18 protein-coding genes and 1 riboswitch are annotated in these 19,392 nt (G+C 73.3%); of the genes, 5 read left to right on the forward strand and 13 right to left on the reverse strand.

Translation table 11 applies throughout. The annotated features are described in order from the left end of the window. Nucleotides 1–4 precede the first annotated feature (4 nt). Genes J3R08_RS27400 through J3R08_RS27415 form a run of 4 tightly spaced genes read right to left on the reverse strand, consistent with a single transcriptional unit; the run spans nucleotide 5 to nucleotide 4,498 of the window. A complete protein-coding gene (locus J3R08_RS27400; protein ID WP_030501577.1) occupies nucleotides 5–622 on the reverse strand; it encodes an ATP/GTP-binding protein in 618 nt (205 codons plus the stop codon). Then, the gene (locus J3R08_RS27405; RefSeq protein ID WP_030501578.1) at nucleotides 603–965 is read right to left on the reverse strand and encodes a DUF742 domain-containing protein; all 363 of its coding nucleotides are present in this window, start codon (nucleotides 963–965) and stop codon (nucleotides 603–605) included. Before J3R08_RS27405 ends, J3R08_RS27400 begins: the two co-directional genes overlap by 20 nt. Nucleotides 966–1,025: 60 nt before the next feature. Beyond that, a complete protein-coding gene (locus tag J3R08_RS27410; protein WP_013288588.1) occupies nucleotides 1,026–1,433 on the reverse strand; it encodes a roadblock/LC7 domain-containing protein in 408 nt (135 codons plus the stop codon). Then, the gene (locus J3R08_RS27415; RefSeq protein WP_064446601.1) at nucleotides 1,430–4,498 is read right to left on the reverse strand and encodes a nitrate- and nitrite sensing domain-containing protein; all 3,069 of its coding nucleotides are present in this window, start codon (nucleotides 4,496–4,498) and stop codon (nucleotides 1,430–1,432) included. The genes J3R08_RS27410 and J3R08_RS27415 overlap by 4 nt, the downstream gene beginning before the upstream one ends. Nucleotides 4,499–4,945: 447 nt before the next feature. Between J3R08_RS27415 and J3R08_RS27420 the strand changes: the two genes are divergently transcribed. Next, nucleotides 4,946–6,127: an ABC transporter substrate-binding protein gene (locus tag J3R08_RS27420; protein ID WP_043328278.1), complete on the forward strand. Its 1,182-nt coding sequence runs from the start codon at nucleotides 4,946–4,948 to the stop codon at nucleotides 6,125–6,127. 158 nt (nucleotides 6,128–6,285) lie between these two features. On the opposite strand, the gene J3R08_RS27425 is transcribed toward J3R08_RS27420, so the two are convergent. Beyond that, the gene (locus J3R08_RS27425) at nucleotides 6,286–7,089 is read right to left on the reverse strand and encodes an ABC transporter permease (protein ID WP_280841742.1); all 804 of its coding nucleotides are present in this window, start codon (nucleotides 7,087–7,089) and stop codon (nucleotides 6,286–6,288) included. A gap of 132 nt (nucleotides 7,090–7,221) precedes the next feature. Next, nucleotides 7,222–8,250 (reverse strand): ABC transporter substrate-binding protein, encoded by a 1,029-nt coding sequence (locus J3R08_RS27430; RefSeq protein ID WP_043328275.1) that lies wholly within the window; start codon nucleotides 8,248–8,250, stop codon nucleotides 7,222–7,224. A gap of 284 nt (nucleotides 8,251–8,534) precedes the next feature. Between J3R08_RS27430 and J3R08_RS27435 the strand changes: the two genes are divergently transcribed. The 4 genes from J3R08_RS27435 to J3R08_RS27450 all read left to right on the forward strand — a co-directional run bounded on the left by J3R08_RS27435 (nucleotide 8,535) and on the right by J3R08_RS27450 (nucleotide 13,256). After that, the gene (locus J3R08_RS27435) at nucleotides 8,535–9,317 is read left to right on the forward strand and encodes an ABC transporter ATP-binding protein (protein WP_064446604.1); all 783 of its coding nucleotides are present in this window, start codon (nucleotides 8,535–8,537) and stop codon (nucleotides 9,315–9,317) included. A 2-nt stretch (nucleotides 9,318–9,319) separates the two neighbouring features. Beyond that, nucleotides 9,320–10,270, forward strand: coding sequence for an LLM class F420-dependent oxidoreductase (locus tag J3R08_RS27440; protein WP_113974776.1), 951 nt, complete (start codon nucleotides 9,320–9,322; stop codon nucleotides 10,268–10,270). Beyond that, the gene (locus J3R08_RS27445; RefSeq protein ID WP_069087953.1) at nucleotides 10,267–10,575 is read left to right on the forward strand and encodes a cupin; all 309 of its coding nucleotides are present in this window, start codon (nucleotides 10,267–10,269) and stop codon (nucleotides 10,573–10,575) included. Before J3R08_RS27440 ends, J3R08_RS27445 begins: the two co-directional genes overlap by 4 nt. Nucleotides 10,576–10,649: 74 nt before the next feature. Continuing rightward, a complete protein-coding gene (locus J3R08_RS27450) occupies nucleotides 10,650–13,256 on the forward strand; it encodes a hypothetical protein (protein ID WP_209963253.1) in 2,607 nt (868 codons plus the stop codon). A 46-nt stretch (nucleotides 13,257–13,302) separates the two neighbouring features. Here the strand turns inward: J3R08_RS27450 and thiC are convergent, their stop codons facing one another. From thiC to thiE, 7 genes are all read right to left on the reverse strand, one after another. After that, nucleotides 13,303–14,886, reverse strand: a complete 1,584-nt coding sequence (thiC, locus tag J3R08_RS27455; protein ID WP_209963256.1) for a phosphomethylpyrimidine synthase ThiC — start codon at nucleotides 14,884–14,886, stop codon at nucleotides 13,303–13,305. 17 nt (nucleotides 14,887–14,903) lie between these two features. Continuing rightward, entirely contained in the window at nucleotides 14,904–15,692 is a 789-nt protein-coding gene (gene thiD / locus J3R08_RS27460) for a bifunctional hydroxymethylpyrimidine kinase/phosphomethylpyrimidine kinase (RefSeq protein ID WP_209963258.1), read from the reverse strand. Continuing rightward, complete coding sequence (locus tag J3R08_RS27465; protein ID WP_209964462.1) at nucleotides 15,689–16,462, reverse strand: thiamine phosphate synthase; 774 nt, start codon at nucleotides 16,460–16,462, stop codon at nucleotides 15,689–15,691. Before J3R08_RS27465 ends, thiD begins: the two co-directional genes overlap by 4 nt. Nucleotides 16,463–16,524: 62 nt before the next feature. Continuing rightward, entirely contained in the window at nucleotides 16,525–17,298 is a 774-nt protein-coding gene (locus tag J3R08_RS27470; RefSeq protein WP_166456958.1) for a thiazole synthase, read from the reverse strand. 5 nt (nucleotides 17,299–17,303) lie between these two features. Continuing rightward, on the reverse strand, nucleotides 17,304–17,504 hold the full coding sequence (gene thiS / locus J3R08_RS27475; RefSeq protein ID WP_013288601.1) for a sulfur carrier protein ThiS: 201 nt from the start codon (nucleotides 17,502–17,504) through the stop codon (nucleotides 17,304–17,306). Beyond that, entirely contained in the window at nucleotides 17,495–18,625 is a 1,131-nt protein-coding gene (gene thiO, locus J3R08_RS27480) for a glycine oxidase ThiO (protein ID WP_209963261.1), read from the reverse strand. The genes thiS and thiO overlap by 10 nt, the downstream gene beginning before the upstream one ends. Next, on the reverse strand, nucleotides 18,619–19,245 hold the full coding sequence (thiE, locus tag J3R08_RS27485) for a thiamine phosphate synthase (protein ID WP_209963264.1): 627 nt from the start codon (nucleotides 19,243–19,245) through the stop codon (nucleotides 18,619–18,621). The genes thiO and thiE overlap by 7 nt, the downstream gene beginning before the upstream one ends. Continuing rightward, a riboswitch (TPP riboswitch) is annotated at nucleotides 19,240–19,351 on the reverse strand. (Overlaps the previous gene by 6 nt.) Nucleotides 19,352–19,392: the final 41 nt, after the last annotated feature.

The following is a 19,392-nucleotide window of genomic DNA, read 5'->3' on the forward strand; positions in this document are numbered from 1 at the left end:
GCGGTCAGCCCACCGAGGCCGGGTAGCCGTGCTCGGCCTGGAGGCGGAGCATCGCGTGCTCGACCACTGTCACCAGCACCTGCTTGACCGAGTCGCGCCGACGGGCGTCGCACAGGACCATCGGCACGTCCGGGGAGATGGCGAGCGCCTCCCGGATCTCCTCCATCTCGTAGTGCGGCGCGTCGTCGAAGCGGTTCAACGCCACGACGTACGGCAGCTTGCGGTTCTCGAAGTAGTCCAGCGGCGCGAACGCGTCGGTGATCCGCCGGGTGTCCACGAGCACCGCCGCGCCCACCGCGCCCCGGATGATCTCGTCCCACATGAACCAGAAACGGGTCTGGCCCGGGGTGCCGAACAGGTAGAGGATCAGGTCCTCGGCCATGGTGATACGGCCGAAGTCCATGGCGACCGTGGTGGTCTCCTTGCCCGGCACCTTCGACGGGTCGTCGATGCCCACGCCGGCCGCGGTCATCAGCGCCTCGGTGGTCAGCGGCTGGATCTCGGAGATCGCACCGACCAGCGTGGTCTTGCCCACGCCGAAGCCGCCCGCGACCACGATCTTCGCGGAGATGATCTCCCGGCCGCGGTTCACCCCGTCGGGGTCATAGTTCGCGAAGTCCACTTAGCACCCTTCCAAGCAGGTTCATCCGCGCCGCGAAACCCGTCGCGGGAGCGGCAGTGTGTAGCGTCAGCAGGCCCTCGGCCACCATGTCGGCGACCAGCACCCGGGTGACGCCCAGCGGCATCCGGGTGTAAGCGGCGATTTCCGCCAGCGACTGTGCCCGGCCTTCACAGACCGAGGAGATGCGGTACTTGTCGTGCCCGGCGAACCGCGCCTCGGCCGACTGCGTGGGCGTGCTGGACAGCACCGCCTCGAGCGCGATGTTCTGCAACGGCTCGGTGCGGCCCCGGGTGACCGCGTACGGTCGCACCAGCGCGCCACGCGGATCACGTCGCGGTTCCATCTCGCGATCACCTCCCCTCGTACGGAGCGCAGCGGCTCCGGCTCATGTCGGCGGGCCCGGTCAGGACCGGACGGCGTCCCTCGGCAGCGGGACCAGCGCCTGCCCGACCCGTTCCACGAGCAACGCCATCTCGTAGCCGACCTGGCCCACGTCGCAGCTGCGCGCCGCGAGCACGGCCATCGACGAGCCGTCGCTGATGGACATCAGGAACAGGTAGCCGCTGTCCATCTCGATCACGGTCTGCAGCACCCCGCCGGCGCTGAACATGCGCGCCGCGCCCTCGGTCAGGCTCACCACGCCGGAGGTGATCGCGGCAAGCTGGTCGGCCCGGTCCCCCGGCAGATCCCGGGAGGAGGCGAGCAGCAGCCCGTCCGCGGAGACCGCCACCACGTGGGCGATGCCCGCCACGCTGTCGGCGAAGTTGGTGAGAAGCCAACCCATGTCCTGCATGGCCGCCGGCCTGTTCATCGGTTCGTCTCCTTGGTCGAGGTGCTGTTCAGGTCGGCGCCGGCCGTACGGCCCCGCTGGACGCCACGGTGGTAGGCGGAGAGCAGCCCCCGGACCTCGTCCGGCGTGCGCCGGCTGCGGTCCCGGCCGCTCTTCGGCTCTATCCCACCAGGCACGAGCTGGGCCTGCGGCACCCGCTTGGGCAGGCCGGAACGGGTGGTGCCGCCGGTGGTGGGCTCCGCGGCCCGGCTGGCCCGCGTCCAGCCCTCGTCGGCCGCCGTACGCCAGGCGCTCGGGTCGATGGCGGGTGCGGGCTCGGCGGCGGGTGGCGGCGCCGGGGCGGCCGGTGGCGGTGCCGCGGCAGCCGTGGGCGGCGACGCGACGGCGGGCGACGACGGGGCGGCGTCCGCGGGTGACGCGGACGGCACGGCCGGTGCGTGGTACGCGGCCGGCGTGCTCAGCCCCGACGCCTGGGCGCCCGGGGTACGGGTGGGCAGGGGCGGGCGAGCCGACGCCGCGGGCGGCGGCACGGCCGGCTGGGCCGGCGCGGGCGGCTCGTCGAAGGTGGGCCGAGTGAAGATCGTGGTCTCGTCCTCTCCGTGCGAACGGAACCAGACCGCCTCCATCTCCCGGAATATCGGGGCCTCGGCCCGCTGCTCGGGACGGGCCACCACGGGCGTCGCCGGGGTGGTCTCCACCGCCGGCGCCGCGGCGAGCGGCTGGTAGGCCGGAGGTGCGACCGGCTGGGCGGCCTCGACGCCCGGCGACCGCTTGGGCAGCGGGTCCAGCGCCGGGTACGCCACCGTCGGCCCGCCGGCCGACCAGCCCGCCCCGGAAACCGGGGCCGGCGTTGCCGGAGGCGCCGGGACCGCCGGCAACGTGCCGGTCGCCCCGCCCAGCTGTACGGCGGGAGTGGTGTCCCGCGCCTCGGCGGGCGCCTGCCACCTGGCGGGCGGGGCGGTGGTCGCCCCGCGCCACCCGTCGGCGAGCGTCGCGGTGGCGGCGCCCCGGCCGGCGCCGGCAAGCGCGTCGGCGACGCCGACCTGGCTCAGCGGCGACTGCTCGACGGCCAGCGGCTGGCGCGGCCGGGTCAGCGGGGCCTGACCACGGTTGGCCGGCAGCACCACTGTCGAGTTCGGCAGCGTGACCTGGGCGACAGTGCCGCCCTCGACGTTGCGGCGCAGCTCGACCCGGATCCCGTACCGGGAGGCAAGCCGGCTCACCACGGCCAGACCCATCAGCCGGAACGCTGCCACGTCGACGGTCGGCGGCGCGGCCAGGCGCCGGTTGAGCGAGTCGAGCTGTTCGTCGCTGAGGCCGAGCCCCCGGTCCTCGATCTGGATCAGCACGTAGTCGCGGATCCGGCGGCCGTCGGCCACCACCGAGGTGTTCGGCGGCGAGAACCGGGTGGCGTTGTCGAGCAGCTCGGCGACCAGCCGGACGACGTCGTTGACGGCGTGGGCGGCCACCGAGATGTCGGTGTCGACCGTGCCGAACTCGATCCGGTTGTAGAGCTCCACCTCGGACTGCGCGGCGCGCAGCACGTCGACCAGGAGCGCGTCGTCGCGACGCGGCACCGCCGAGTCGGCGCCGGCGAGCACCAGCAGGTTCTCGTCGTTGCGGCGCATCCGGGTGGCCAGGTGGTCCAGCTCGAACAGCTGCGCGAGACGCTTCGGGTCCTCCTCGGACCGCTCGATCGCGTCCAGCTCGCCGATCATGCGGTCGACCAGGCTCTGCGAGCGGCGGGCCAGGTTGAGGAACATCGCCGAGACGCTCGTGCGCAGCGCGGCCTGCTCGGCCGCCACCCGCACCGCCTCCCGGTGGACCACGTTGAAGGCGACGGCCACCTGGCCGACCTCGTCGCGGTTGGTCAGCTTGATCGGGTCCCGGACCTGCTGGACGATCTCGTCCACGCCGCCGTCGCCGATGGCGTTGACGTTCTGCAGCCGGCTCACCGCGTCCGGCAGGTCGTGGTTCGCCACCGCGAGCGCGCCCTCACGCAGCCGGCGCAGCGAGTCGTTCAGCGACCGGGCGAGCACCACGGCGAGCGTCACCGCGACGGCCAGCGTGATCAGCACCAGCAGGCCCTCCACGACCGCCTGCTGGATCACGTCGGCGCGTACCTCGTCGGCGTCGGCGAGCAGGTCGTCCAGGAGCTGGATCTCCGCCCACCGCATCAGCTCGTCGACCGCGCCGATGGCGTCGGACGCCTCCTGGCGGGTGACGAGCGCGGGACGCCCGACCGAGCGGGACAGGTCGGCGGCGACCCGGTCGGCGAGCTGGACCGCGTCACCGGACACGGTGCGGTCCACCAGGGCCCGCTGGGCCGGCGTCGCGGACCGGGAGAACGTGAGCAGCGCCTCCTGCTGACCGGTCAGGGTGGCCACGAAGGAGGAGAACTGCTCCTCGTCGATCCGGCCGGCGCCGAGCGCGGTGAAGGCGACCGCCTGCTCCTCGGCCACCTCGGCCTTGGCGTGGGCGAACGCGGCCACCGCGCGGCGGGCATCGGCCAGGCTCTCCGCGCCCGGCTGCTGGGCCAGCGCGTCGCTGTACGCGACCAGGTCGTCCAGGACGATGCCGTAGCGCAGGCTGGCCTCGGCCACCGGCATCTGCGACCGGTCCAGCACCTCCTGGCGCGTGCCGTTCAGCGTGGACAGGTGGGCGTCGATGACCTTGAGCTGGCTGCTCACAGCGCCCGGCACGTCGCCGAGGCGGCGCCGCTCCTCCTGGTACGCCGCGATCCGCTCGTCGGTCTGGCGCACCCGCAGGTTGTACGCGTCCGGCTTCTCGTCCGGCTTGGCCAGGAAGACCGCCGCGGCCATCCGCTCCTTGTGGAGGTCCTGGGTGAGCGCCGAGATGTCGACCGACACGGCCGTCAGCGACCGGACCCGGTCCGCCTCGTACGCGCCCTGCCCCACCGAGACGAGTCGGATAGTTGCCAGTGCGATGACAGCCGCGACCGGAACGACCAGGATGAGGGCGAGTTTCGAGCGGATCCGCGCGTCGCGCAGCCTCGGCAGGCGCCGTCGCCGGTTCCGCTGTTCGGCGTTGGGGCTCCCGGGCAGGGTCGTAGGTCCGGTGCTCACGACATCGCCTCCGTCGTTTCTTCCACGCGCGACCCACTGACCCGTGCCTGGTGCAGCGGCCAGCGCCACGCGCGGCACGGCCGCGATTTCATCAGACGAGATCGTGTTTGGGAAGCCGCAGGGAGGCAGGAAACGGTCGGGGTCGGCGCAACCCGTGATCCGATCACCTAATACCTTCTTTTCTCCAACCCCCTGATCAGGGGATGTCACTCCAGAGTGGTCACACGCTTCTGTGCAGTAATTGTCAGTTAATGTTCCGTGTCCCCAGCATGTGGGATGGCTGTCCCGAAACAGCACTCGAGATCCCGGCTTGACCACAGGCCCCGGCATTGGCAAGGTTTTGCAGGCTTCGCGCACACCGTACGGCACACCAATCCCGTTCCTCCACTGAGGACGGACTAGCGGCGGTGATCGGGCGTCGGCCCGCGCCGCACCTGGAGGACTGAGTTGAGCCCCATCCGCTCCGCGAGCATCGCGGCGCTCGCATCGGCCGTGCTGGCCACCACGCTCACCGGCTGCGGGATCGGCGGGGAACCGCAGGACACCAGCCCCATCGTCATCGCCGCCGACCTGGAACTCTCCGGCGCGTCCGCGCCGGTTGGCAAGGTGTACCAGCGGGCGCTGGAACTGAAGGTCGAGCAGTTGAACTCGTCCGGCGCGCTGGGCGGCCGGAAGATCGATCTGCGGGTCAAGGACAACCGCTCCGACGCTGCGGAGTCCTTGCGGAACATCAATGATTTCAGCGGCGACTCACGGGTGAGCGCCGTCATCATGGGCGGCTGCAACGAATGCGCGGTGGGCGCGGCCCGCACCATCGGCGAGAAGCGCATTCCGACGATCGCACTGGCCTCCTCGAGCGCGGTCACCGAACCGGTGGGCGAACGGCGATATGTCTTCAGGCTCGCCCCGAACGCCGCCGACAGCGCCGCCGCGCTCGCCACCGAACTGGACCGGCGCGACATCCGCAAGGTCGCGCTGCTGCACAGCGCCGACGGTTACGGCCAGGAAGGGCTCACCGCGCTGCGCCGGGAACTGGAAAAGACCACGGTGCGGCTGGTCGGCAACGAATCGGTGCGGCTCACCGACACCGAGGTCGGCACGCAGGTCAACGAATTGATCGCCGCCAAGCCGCAGGCCCTGATCCTCTGGACCACGCCGGAGCAGGCGACGCTGGCCGCGACCACGGCCCGGCAGAGCAAGTTCCGCGGCTCGCTGTTCTTCGACGCCGCGGCCGCCGGCGACCTCTTCCTGGGCCCGTCGGCCCGCTCCACCGAAGAGGCCACGCTGATCTTCACGCAGACCATGGTGATCGACGACGTGATCGCCACCACACCGGCCAAGGCGGCGCGCCGGCAGTGGTTCCAGGAGTACACCGCCCGCTTCGGCGGCTACAACGGCTTCTCCTCGTTCGCGGCCGACGCGGTCCAGCTGATCGTCGACGCCGAGCAGCGCGCCGGTGGCGAACCGGGCACTGTCGACCGGGACGCGCTGCGCGACGTGCTGGAGACCTCGCAGCTGGACGGGCTGTCCGGGCCGATCCGGATGACGCCGGACAACCACTCCGGGTTGATGCCGCAGGCGTTGACGACGCTCGTGGCGCGTGGTGGTCGCTGGCGGCTCGCCGGTTAGTCACTGTTGGGGCGTGGCCCCACCGCAACCGGCTCCGGGCGGTCAGGCTTGATCCCTGCGCCGGTTGCGGTGGGGCCACGCCTGTCGTGGTCGGCCGCCATCCGTGGGTTGAGGTCTACTTCTGGGTTCTCGGCCGACGTCGGGTTACCTGGTTGTGGTCAGCGGGCTGAGGTGGTGGCCTTCACCCAGGGCAGGGCCAGGCGCTCGACGAGGCTGAGGGCGGCGTAGAGCGCGATGCTCATCAGGGCCACCAGCACGATCGCCGCCCAGGCGGTGGCGGTGTCGCCGACGCCGTTGTACTGCAGGATCTGGTAGCCCAGACCGGGACGGTCCGAGTAGAACTCGCCGATCACCGCGCCGATCGCGGCCAGCGGCATGGCCACCTTGAGCCCGACGAAGATCTGCGGCAGCGCGGACGGGAAGCGCACCTTGCGGAACGACTGCCACCACGAGGCGTTCAGCGACCGGCTCAGCTCCGCCAGGTCCGCCGGCGTGGTGGTCAGGCCGGTGGCGGTGGAGAGCACGATCGGGAAGAAGCAGAGCAGGAACACCATGGTCAGAATGGGTTTCTGACCCCAGCCGACGGCCACCACCAGCAGCGGCCCGAACGCGATCTTCGGGACCGCGTTCACGGCCACCAGCAACGGCGCGAACATCCGCTCGACCCGGCGGGACGCGGCCAGCGCCATCCCGATCAGCACCCCGGCGGCCGACGAGAGCAGGAAGCCGAGCACTGTCATCCAGGTGGTGATGCCCAACGCGGGCAGCAGCACGTCGGTGGCGTTCGCGAGGGACTCCCCCACCGCCTGCGGCGGCGGCAGCGCGGCCGGGTGCACCAGGTTCAGCCCCGAGGTGACCAGCCACCAGCCGGCCACCGCGATCACCAGGCCGAGCGCCGGCAGCCCGACCGCGGCCGGACGTACGGCGAACCCGCGCCGGACCGCCGGGCGCGGCTGTGGCACCTCCGGCCGGGCCTCGGTCAACTGTGTCAACGTGTCCTCCTCTCTGCGCCGGTCGATGCGACCGGCACGGGAAGGGGGTGCGCCCCGCCGGGTGTCCGGCGGGGCGCACCCCCGTTGGCCCGAGCGGACCGGTCAGGCCTTCGGCGCGAGGTCGAAGTCGATGATCTGGTCCGGGGTGAGGTCCTGCTTGAGCGCGCCCGCGCCCTTCAGCAGGGCGATGCTCTTGGCCACCCGGCCGCTGTCCAGCGTGCCGATCGCGGTGCCGGAGTTGCTCGACCGGACGTACGCGGCCATCAGCTGAAGCTCGGCGGAGGCCGCGGCCGGGACGGCGGCCGGCACGTTCTTCTTCAGGATCTCGGCGGCCTCGTCCGGGTTCGCCAGCGAGTACTCCAGGCCCTTGAGCAGCGCGGCGGTGAACTTCTTCACCATCTCCGGCTTCTCCTTGGCGAGCTTCGTGGAAGTGATCAGCGCGTTGCCGTAGAGGTCCTGCATCACGTTGCTGTACGGCAGGATGACCGGCTTCTTCTTGGTCACCGTCTCCACCGTCGGCTGGCCGACGACGAACTGGCCGATGCCGTCCACCGAGCCGGAGCCGAGCATCGGCATCAGGCTCTGCGCCTCACCGTTGACCCAGGTCACCTTGCTGCCGTCGATGCCGGCGAGCCGCGCGTACGTGGGGAAGAGGTTGCGCACGACGGAGGAGGGGGTGTCCGCGAGCTTCTTGCCCTCGAGGTCCTTCGGGGTGGCGATGTTCTTGCCCTCGACCGTGACGATCGCGGCCATGGTGCGCTGCTGGATCGCGGCCACCGCCACGAAGTCCTTCGCCAGGCCGTTGCCGAGCTGGAGGATGCCACCGGTCAGGTCGATCGGGCCGAACTGGGCCTGCCCGCCGGTGATGGTCTGGATGACGGAGCCGGTGCCCTGGCCGGGCTTGATGTCGACGTCGAAACCGGCCTCCTTGAAGAAGCCCTTGTCCTTCGCCACCCAGGCGTAGGAGTCACGGCCGAAGTTGCCGAACGAGGTGAGGTACGTCACCTTTTCCAGCGCGCCGCCGTTTCCGCCGCCGCTCTCGGACTTGTCCGAGTCGCTGCTGCAGCCGCCCACGAGGGCGAGGGCGGTAGCCAGAGCCGCGGCGGCGACCGTACGGGTCAGCCTTCTCATCAGTGCACCATGTCCTTTCCGACCAGGACTTTCTCGCCGGTCGGGTCGTGGGTCCGACGGGGCCGGCAGGAGGGTTGGGCCGACTGGACCGTCGTGAGGGGACTCTTCGCGCGCAACAGCGTACGAGAAGGCGGATGGCGTGCCCCCTCCGTCCCGGTTGCGGAACGGAAACGAAGTTGCGTGACGGAAAGCGGACTGACGTCCACCCCGGACAGTGCTATAAGCACCGTCCGCTACGCTAGCCCGGCTCGCATTCGGACGACGTGGAAGGGAGCCGGCGGAAGATGATCCGACTGTCCGGGGTGTCCCGCACCTTCGACGGCCGATCCGGGCAGGTGGAGGCGCTGCGCGGCATCGACCTCGACGTCGCCGAAGGCGAGTTCGTCGCCGTACTCGGCCGGTCCGGCTGTGGCAAGTCCACGCTCCTGCGCATGATCGCCGGCCTGCTCCCGGTCAGCGGCGGCGAGATCACCGTGGCCGGTACGCCGATCACGAAGCCCCGCCGCGACGTGGCCATGCTGTTCCAGCGGCCGGCCCTGCTGCCCTGGCGCACGGTGCTGGACAACGTGCTGCTGCCGGTGGAGATCTTCGGCTGGCGCCGGGCCGAGCACCGCGACCGCGCCCGCCAGCTGCTGGAGATGGCCGGGCTGGGCGGCTTCGAGAAGCGGCTCCCGCACGAGCTGTCCGGTGGCATGCAGCAGCGCGTCTCGCTCTGCCGGTCGCTCATCGGCTCACCCCGGGTGATGCTCATGGACGAGCCGTTCTCCGCGCTCGACGCGCTCACCCGCGAGGAACTTTCCGGCGAACTCCAGCGGGTGCACATGGAGACGAAGGCCACGATCGTCTTCGTCACCCACTCGATCGACGAGGCGGTGCTGCTCGCCGACCGGGTCGTCGTGCTCAGCCCGCGCCCCGGCCGGATCCGCGAGGTGGTCGAGGTGAACGTCCCCCGGCCCCGCACGCTCGGCCGGCACGAACACCTGGCCGACGTCGCGCGGATCAGCGCCGAGCTGCACGAACTGCTGATGGAGCGGGACGCCCCCGGCGTACCCGTGGGAGGACGGTGACCATGCGGGTCTCGGTCTTCACCGAACCCCACCGCGGAGCGGACTACGACGACCAGCTCCGGTTCGCCCGGCTGGTCGAGGAGACCGGCTTCGAGGGCTTCTTCCGGGCCGACCACTACCGGGCGATGGGGGACGAGCCGGCGCTGCCCGGCCCCACCGACGCCTGGCTGACGCTCGCCGCGCTGGCCCGGGAGACCTCCCGGATCCGGCTCGGCACGCTCGTCACGTCCGCCACGTTCCGGCTCCCCGGGCCGCTCGCCGTCATGGTCGCCCAGGTCGACCGGATGAGCGGCGGCCGGGTCGAGCTGGGCATCGGCGCCGGCTGGTACGAGCGCGAGCACACCGCGTTCGGCATCCCGTTCCCGCCGGTCAGCGAACGCTTCGACCGGCTCGCCGAGCAGCTGGAGATCGTCACCGGGCTGTGGCGCACCCCGGCCGACGAGACGTACAGCTTCACCGGCGAGCACTACCGCCTGGTCGACGCGCCGACGCTGCCCAAACCGGTGCAGCAGCCCGGCCCGCCGGTGATCGTCGGCGGCCGTGGACCGAAGCGCACCCCCGAGCTGGCCGCCCGCTACGCCGACGAGTTCAACATGCCGTTCAAGAGCGTGGCCGAGACCGCCACCGCGTACGACCGGGTCCGGGAGGCGTGCGACCGCACCGGCCGGGACGCCTCCGGCCGGGCCCCGCTGACGCTCTCCGCCGGCATCGTCGTGGCGATCGGGCGCACCGACGCCGAGGCGCAGCGCCGGGCCGCCCCGCTGCACGTCACGAGCGCGCTGCCGCCGGAGGACCCGGTGGTCGGCTCCCCCGCCCAGCTCGTGGACCGGATCGGCGAGTTCGCCGCGATCGGGGCCACCCGGGTGCACCTGCGCCTGATCGACTTCGACGACCTCGACCACGTGGAGCTCATCGCCGCCGAGGTGCTCCCCCGACTGGACGGACCACGATGACCGAACTCTCCGCCGACCTCGAACTCGGCCCGGTGGGCCAGGAGATCGTGTACGAGAACGACCGGGTACGGGTCTGGCACATCCGGCTGGAGCCGGGTGAGCGGCAGCCGCTGCACCGCCACGACCACCCGTACCTGGTGGTGGCGGTCCAGGGCGCGAAGAACGTGGTGCAGACGATCGACGGCACCACCATCGACGCCGACGAGCCGACCGGCGGCGTCGTCTACCGGGATCCGGGCGCGGTGCACATGCTGACCAACGTCGGCGACACCACCTACCTCGCCCGCCTGGTCGAGCTGAAGTAGCCACGCCGGCAGGTTCGCCGCGCCGCGCGGCGGCAAGGTGGCGATCGGGGGCACCGGGCCGTAACGTGCCGGACATGGCCTTTCGGACGTGGGGCAGGCTGCTGCTCACGGCGCTCGGAGTGAGCGTACTGGCCGGGGCCGGCCAGTTGGGCATCGCGTACGGCTTCGGAGTCGTCCGCCTCGACGGCGCGTTCGTCGACGCCTCGGTGAACAGGTGGCCCGCCCAGCTCGTCTGGGTGGGCTGGTTCGCCGTGGTCGCCACGGTCGCCGGAGCCGTCCTCACCGAGCGCTTCGCCCGCCGCGACGACCTCCCCGGCGGCACCACCGAACTGCTCTCCATCGCGGGCGTCAGCGCGCTGGGCGCGACGGTGGTCGCCCCGCTGTGCATGCAACCGGCCCGCGCGGCCGAGCTGGCCGGATCCGTCGACCCGGTCTGGGCCGCCGGTGTCTGCGCCGCGCTCGGCGCGGTGGTCGGCGCGGGCGCGGCGATCGCCGTACTGCTGAAGCCGCCGTTCGGCTGGGGTGTGGCGATCACCGCCGGGATCGTCTGGCTGCTGGCGCTGCTGTCCGTCGCGCCCACCATCGTCTCGGACCGCCCGCTGGCATCCGTCCGGCTCGGCGTCCTCGAACCGTCCTGGCTGGACCCGGCGGCCGCGCAGCGCCTGTCCATGCTGCTGCTGCCCACGCTGGCCCTGCTCGCCGGTGGCGCGGTCGGCGTGCTGGCACGCCGCGCCGGATGGCCGCCGCTGGTCGGTGGCGCGGCCGGCGCGGCCGGTCCGGTGCTCGTCGCGTTCGCCTATCTGACTGCCGGCCCGGGCGCGGCGACCGACAGGTACCAGATCGCGCCCTACTACGGCGCGCTGATCGCTGTCGTCGCCGGTGCGCTCGGCTCGACCGCCACCACGATGCTGCCCCGGCCGGTCACCGCCGACGGCGATCCCGACGCGGTCGAGGCCACCGAACTCCTCGCGCCGCTGCCGCACTCGGCCGCTCCGGGCGTCCCGGCCGCCCCGCCCGCGCCGCCGGTGACGAGCGGCGCCGCCGCGCCCGCGCACTGGAACTGGCCGGAGCCCGGCGGCTCGGCCACGGCGACGGCTCCGGCCGGTACCGATCTTCCCGCCGCCGGCCGGCCGGCCCTCGCGGATCTGCCCGCCGCCGATCTGCCGACCGCTGCGGAACGGCCGGCGGGTGAGCGCCCGGCCGTCGCCGACACGAGCCACGGCCAGCCCATGCCGGGTCTGCTGCCCCCGGGGCGCCGGACCTCGGCCATCGACGTCCTCGCCGCGGGCCGCCCCGACACGGTCGCGGGTCCGGGCACGGGCACGGGCACGGGTCCGGGCACGGGCACGGGCCACGCGGACAGCACCGGCGAGGCGGCCACCACGGACCGTCCGGCCGCTCCCGACCCGGCCGCCGGTTCCGAAGCCGCCGATCGAGCGTCCGGGCAGGCCACCGGCATTCCGGCCGACAGCGAGACCGCCACCGGCACCGGCACCGACGATGCCGCACCGGCGCCGGAAGCGGCGACGACCACGCCACGGGTGACCCGGCCGCGCCGCACCCGCGCGGGCCGGTCCAGCGGGACTACCGACGGGCCGGTGTCATCCGCCGACGGCACAGCACCCCGCCCCGGAGACGTCACCACTCCCAGCGCCGGCGCGGGCACCACCGCGAAGGACGCATCACCGGCCACCGCCGACAGCCACGTTCCCGGCCCGCGTACGGACAGCGGCGCCCTCGCCGGGCCGGTCACGGCCGACGCGGGCAGTGACACCCCCGCCGCGCCACCGGCCGAAGCCCCCGGAGACACCGGCGCGGCCGGCCGCGCCGCACGCCCCCGGCGTACCCGCACTCCGAAGGCGCCGCGCGCCACCGGTCCGGCCTCCCCCGGCCCGGCTGAGACCGCGCCGACGACACCGGGCGGCCGAACCGAAGCTGCGCCGAGCGGGGGAGCCGACGCCGAGCCGACCCCCCAGGCCACGAACCCGGACCGGGACGACACGAGCACCGACTCGAACGTGGTGGCGCCGACCGGGCGTACCGGACGCGACTTCTTCTTCGACGACCCGGCGCCCGCCCCGTCGACCCGGCCGCGGTTCGCGATGTTCGAGGACGTGACCGGGCAGCCCGGCGAGGTGCGCCCGGCCTGGCCGATCACCCCGGCGGGCCGGCCGCACCGCGCGACCGCCGAACCGGACACGCCGGCCCGGGACGCCGCGGACGCGGTCGCCCCGGGCGAGCCGGCGCCGCGTCCCCGGCACCGTGGTCTGCCCGAGCCGGGTGCGAGCACCGGTTGGGACGCGCTCGCCACGAACGCCCGCCCGGCGGGGCCGCTCGCCCGGCCGGAGGCGGGGATGCCGCTCGCCCGGCCCGAGGCGGCGACTGCCGTACCGGGCGAGGCGGGTGCCGCGCCGTCGGAGGCCACGGAGACGGAGGCGGACTCCCGGCGCGGGCGGCACTCCGGACCGGACGACGCCGACGCGCCCGCCGGGAAGTCGAAGGCCCGGCGCGGCCTGTTCCGGCGCAACCGGGCCAAGGATGAGCCGGAGCCGGCCGAGCGTACGGCCGAGCCGACCACCGCGGCCGACGACGAGTACGTGGACTGGGTCGCCGGTCTCGCCTCGGACGACAACGCCGACGACGCCCGCTCGCTGCGTACCGGGCGGCACCACCGCGACTGAACGAGCACCGGGGCGGGCCGGGACACCAGGCCCGCCCCGGCTCCGGTCACGCCAGTGGCAGATAGACCCGTGACCCGCCGGCGACGAACTCCTCCGACTTGTCGCGCATGCCCCGCGCGGCGTACTCCTTCAACTCCTGCGTGATCTTCATGGAGCAGAACTTCGGGCCGCACATCGAGCAGAAGTGCGCGGTCTTGGCGGGCTCGGCGGGCAGCGTCGCGTCGTGGTACGCCCGTGCGGTCTCCGGGTCGAGCGCCAGGTTGAACTGGTCTTCCCAGCGGAACTCGAACCGGGCCTTGGAGAGCGCGTCGTCCCACGCCTGCGCGCCGGGGTGCCCCTTGGCCAGGTCGGCCGCGTGCGCGGCGATCTTGTACGCGATCACGCCCGCCTTCACGTCGTCGCGGTCGGGCAGCCCGAGGTGCTCCTTCGGGGTGACGTAGCAGAGCATGGCGGTGCCGAACATGCCGATCATCGCCGCGCCGATCGCCGAGGTGATGTGGTCGTACGCGGGCGCGATGTCGGTGGTCAGCGGCCCGAGCGTGTAGAACGGCGCCTCGTGGCACCACTCCTGCTGGAGGTCCACGTTCTCCTTGATCTTGTGCATCGGCACGTGCCCGGGGCCCTCGATCATCACCTGGACGTCGTGCTCCCAGGCGATCTTCGTCAGTTCGCCGAGCGTGCGCAGCTCGGCGAACTGCGCCTCGTCGTTGGCGTCCGCGATGGAACCGGGGCGCAGCCCGTCACCGAGGGAGAACGTCACGTCGTACTTCGCGAGCAGCGAACACAGCTCCCGGAAGTTGGTGTAGAGGAAGTTCTCCTCGTGGTGCGCCAGGCACCAGGCGGCCATGATCGAGCCGCCCCGGGAGACGATGCCGGTCACCCGGTTCACGGCCAGCGGCACGTACGGCAGCAGCACCCCGGCGTGCACGGTCATGTAGTCGACGCCCTGCTCCGCCTGCTCGATGACGGTCTCGCGGAACACCTCCCAGCTCAGCTTCACCGGGTCACCGCCGACCTTCTCCAGCGCCTGGTAGACCGGCACCGTGCCGATCGGCACCGGCGCGTTCCGCACGATCGCCTCGCGCGTCTCGTGAATACGCTTGCCGGTGGACAGGTCCATCACGGTGTCCGCGCCCCACCGCGTGGCCCAGGTCAGCTTCTCCACCTCCTCGGCCACCGACGAGGTGACAGCCGAGGTGCCGATGTTCGCGTTGACCTTCACCAGGAACGCCTTGCCGATGATCGCCGGCTCGCACTCCGGGTGGTTCACGTTCAGCGGCAGCACGGCCCGACCGGCCGCGATCTCGTCCCGCACGAACTCCGGCGACACCGACTCCCGGATCGCCACGAACTCCATCTCCGGCGTGACGATCCCGGCCCGCGCGTACGCGAGCTGAGTCGGACGGGTTCCGGCCAGCGGCGTACCGGCGCCGCGTACCGGGGCGACGTCGCCGCGCTCGGCGATCCACGGCCCGCGCAGCGCGGGCAGCCCCACCTCCGGGTCGGAGCCGGGACCGGAGGTGTCGTAGAGCCGTACCGGTGGGTTGTCCCCGGTCAGCGGCACCTCGGCGAACGGCACCCGGATGTCCGGGCGTGACCCTTCCACGTACACCTTGCGACGTGCCTGCATGACAGCCTCCCTGTCGCTCATGCGGACCAGCCGAAGTGGTCCAGCGGGCCGCGTCCCGCGCCCAGCTCCCAGGTCCGCGCGCCGGTCAGCGCGCGGGTGACGTACTCCTTGGCGGCCGCCACCGCGACCGGCACCGCGTCACCCGCGGCGAGCCGGACCGCGACGGCGGCCGAGAACGAACAGCCGGTGCCGTGGTTGTGCCGGGTGTCCACCCGGGGCGCGCGCAGCAGCCGAGTGGTTCCGCCGCCCGACAGCACGTCCACCGACTCGCCGTCGGCGTCCACGTCACCGCCGGTCACCACCACGAACGCCGGTCCGCGCGCCGCCAGCGCCTCGGCCGCCGCCACCATTTCCTCGACCGTGCCCACCGGGCCTCCGGTGAGGGCCGCGGCCTCCGCGCAGTTCGGCGTCGCCACTTCCGCGTACGGCAGGAGCCGCTCGACCGCCTCCACCACGCCGAGCCGGTGCCCACTGGTGGCGACCAGCACCGGGTCGACGACCAGGTGCGGCAGCCGCCCGGCCCGGGCCGCCTCGGCCACCGCGTCGGCGACCGCCGGGGTGCCGAGCATCCCTGTCTTCACAGCGCGCACGTCGAAGTCGCCGAGCACGCTGTCCATCTGGTCGCGCACCGTCTGCGGGGGCAGCGGCAGGACGGCGTCCACGCCCCTGGTGCTCTGCGCGGTGACAGCGGTGAGCACGCTCGTGCCGTACGCGCCGAGCGCGGCGAACGTCTTGAGGTCGGCCTGGATGCCGGCGCCTGCTCCGGAGTCGGATCCGGCGATGCTGAGAACTGTTTTCGGCGTCACTGGTCTTCTCCGGTGGTTTGACGGCTGCGGCCGACAGTGGTTGCGGTTCGGGGCTGCGGCCGACCGTGCCCACTCCGGGCGGTCAGGCTTGATCCCTCCGTGGGCACGGTCGGCCGCAGCCCTGTCGCGTGGGGGCCTCCGCTTGGGCCTGCCGGGTGGGTGCGTGCCAGACGGGTTGCTGCCTCCTGGAAGGCTCTGCCCAGCGTGGTGGCGGTTTCTCTCGGGTCGTCCGCGCGCATGATCGCGCCCAGCACGGCTACTCCGGCGGCGCCCGCCTCGACGCATGCGTGGACCTGGTCCGGGTTCTCGATGCCGCCCAGCGCGAGGACGGGCACGGGGCTGACCGCGATCAGCTCGCTCAATCCGCCCGGTCCCAACACAGGGCCGTAGCCGGGTTTTGTCTTTGTCTCGTAGAGCGGGGACAGGGTGGCGTAGTGCTCGGTGGTGAGGCGGGCCAGCTCGGCGGTGTCGTGGCAGGAGCGGCCGACCAGGCCGACGGCGGGCGGCGGGTACGGGCCGGCAGCCGGTAGGTGCACCGCGTCCCCGTCGAGCGGGTCGGGTCCGGCGACGACGAGCGTGCCGCCCGCGTCGGCGAGGATCGCGCGCAGGTCGACGGCGAGCGCGAGGCGTTCGGCGCGCGGCAGGTCCTTTTCCCGCAGCACCACCCACCGCACTCCCCCACCCACGGCAGCCGCCACCACGTCGACGAGCGCCCCCCGGGCCACCCGCCGATCGGTCAGCAGCACGACCCCGCTCGGCCCGCCCTGGATCTTGGTACGCGGCCGCCCCTCGGGGGGCGCCTCCGTACCAAGATCCGCTACGCGTGAGGCGGTCACAGGTCGGGCCGTCCCTCGTCGGGGGTGGACGGCAGGGCGTGGAAGCGGCGGGTGATGCGGCCGGCGCCGTACGCCAGGCGGCCGGCCTCGACCGCCTGGCGCATCGCCGTGGCCATCGCGACCGGGTCGGCGGCCCGGGTCACGGCGCTGGCGAGCAGCACCGCGTCGCAGCCCAGCTCCATGGCGAGGGCGGCGTCGGAGGCGGTGCCGATGCCCGCGTCGAGCACCACCGGCACGTCGACCGCCTGTCGGATCAGCCGGATGTGGTGCGGGTTGCCGATGCCCAGCCCGGAGCCGATCGGCGACCCGGCCGGCATCACCGCCGCGCAGCCCACGTCGGCCAGCCGCCGCGCGAGCACCGGATCGTCCGACGTGTACGGCAGCACGGTGAACCCGTCCGCGACCAGCTCCTCGGCGGCGCGCAGCAGCTCCACCCCGTCGGGCAGGAGCGTGCGCTCGTCGCCGATCACCTCAAGCTTCACCCAGTCGGTGTCGAACGCCTCCCGGGCCAGGTGCGCCGTCTTCACCGCCTCCACAGCGGTACGGCAGCCGGCCGTGTTCGGCAGCAGCCGTACGCCGCACCGCTCCACCAGGTCGAGCAGGCCACCCGACCCGCCGGGTGTGGTGTCCACCCGGCGCAGCGCCAACGTCACCAGCTCGGTGCCGGAGGCACGGATCGCCGCCTCCAGCACGTGCAGGTTCGCCGCGCCACCGGTGCCCAGGATGAGCCGGGAGCCGAACCCGACCCCGCCGATCTCAAGCGTGGACATCCTGCTCACCCGCCCTGGGTGGCGCTGAGCACCTCGACCCGGTCGCCGTCGCGCAGGACGCTCGCCGACCAGCCGCCGCGCGGCACCACCTCGCCGTTCACCGCCACGGCGAGCCCGCGCTCCCGGTCGGTGACGGTGCGGACCACCTCGGCGACGGTGACGCCCTCGGGCAGCGTCCGGCCGGTGCCGTTGACGATCAGTTCCACGTGCGCTCCTTCCCGAAGCGGTCCGGGGTGAAGGGGGCGAGCGCGGGATCCGGCTCGCCGGTGACGATCAGCTCGGTGACCAGGTCGGCGGTGACCGGGGTGAGCACGATGCCGTGCCGGTGATGTCCGGTCGCGGCGAGCACACCCGGCTGCCCGGGCAGCGGCCCGATGATCGGCGCGTTGTCCGGCGTACCGGGGCGCAGCCCGGCGACTGCCTCCACCAGCTCGTACTCGACGAGTTCCGGCACCAGCTCCGTGGCGGCGCGCAGCAGTGTCAGCACGCCACCGGCGGTGACAGCGGTGTCCGCGCGCTCCTCGACCGTCGCCCCGACCACGACCTCGCCGCTGTCCCGGGGCACCAGGTAGACCGGCTCGCTGTCCGCGTACCCCCGGATCACGTGCCGGAAGCCCGGCGGACCGCCACCCGGCGCGCGCAGCCGCAGCACCTGGCCCTTCACCGGCCGGACCGGCAGGCCGGTCAGCGCAGCCGCGCCGCAGCCGGCCGCGACCACAGTGACCCGCGCGTCCACCTCGGACAGCGCGCCGACGCGCGCCGGGCGCAGCTCCACGCCGGCGCGCTCGGCGGCCGTGCGCAGCGCGACGACCAGCCGCCGCGGGTCGACCTGGTGGTCGCCGGGCGCGACAGCGCCGCCGCGCACGCGCGGCGCCAACGCCGGCTCGCGGTCGCGCAGCTCCGAGGGACGCAGCGGCGTGATCGGCAGTTCCAGGCCCTGCTGGTACGACCACAGCCGCCTCGCCTCGGCCAGGTCGTCGGCAGTGAGCCCGACGACGAGCGTGCCCTCGGTGCGGTAGCCGATGTCGACGCCGCTCGCCTCGGCCAGCTCGGCCGCGAAACCGGGCCAGCGGGCGGCGGACTCGACGAGCAGCGCGGTGAGTTCGTGCTCACCGAAGTACGCCTCGGCGACCGGCGACAGCATCCCGGCGGCCACCGACGACGCGCCCGACCCAGGCCGGTCGTCGTGCACCACCACGCGCAGTCCACGCTGCGCGCACCGCCACGCGATCGCCCACCCGACAGGCCCGCCCCCCACCACCGCCACGTCGTTAAGGAAGGGCCCCCTGTTAACGCCTCCGGTGGAGGAAGGGCCCCCTGTTAACACGTCAGGGCCCGCAGCAGCTCGGCGGTGGCGTGCGCGGGGTCGGCTGCCCCGCTGAGCGCGCCGACCACCGCCACCCCGTACGCCCCGGCGGCCCGCAGCGCCGGCACGCTCGCGGCGGTCACCCCGCCGATCGCGATCACCGGCACCGACACCGCCGTCGCGACCGCGCGTATCCCCTCGGGGCCGATCGGTTCCGGCAGGCCGGACTTGGTGGTGGTGACGTGGCACGGGCCCACGCCCAGGTAGCTCGCGCCCGCGTCCACCGCGGCCCGGGCGGTCACCGGTTCGCGGGCGGTCGCGCCGAGCACCGCGTCCGGGCCGAGCACCCGGCGCGCGGCACGCACCGGCAGGTCGTCCGCGCCGACGTGGCCACCGGCGGCGTCCACCGCGAGCGCCACGTGCAGCCGGTCGTTGACCAGGCACTGTGCGCCGTACGGCCGGCAGGCGTCGACCACCAGCCGGGCCAGCTCGTACGCCTCCCGGTCGGTGGCGTCGTCCTCCACGCGCACCTGCACGACGAGGTCTGCGCCCGCCACGGGCAGTGCGGCACGCAACACGGCGAGCGGGTCACGCCCCGGCCGGGTGTCGGTGATGAGATGCAGTCGTCCCAGGGACAGCACGGCAACGCTCCTCCCTGCGCCGGCATTACCCGGATCAGGTTCGACGGTCGGGGGCTCCCAGCCCCCCTCTCAGCCCGGTCCGCACCGGGCTCCCGTGGGTCACTTGCGGCCTACCGTACGACGCCTCCCGCCCGTACGGAAGCCCGG

It is taken from the genome of Micromonospora sp. HB375, assembly GCF_017872985.1.
GTDB lineage: Bacteria > Actinomycetota > Actinomycetes > Mycobacteriales > Micromonosporaceae > Micromonospora > Micromonospora chalcea.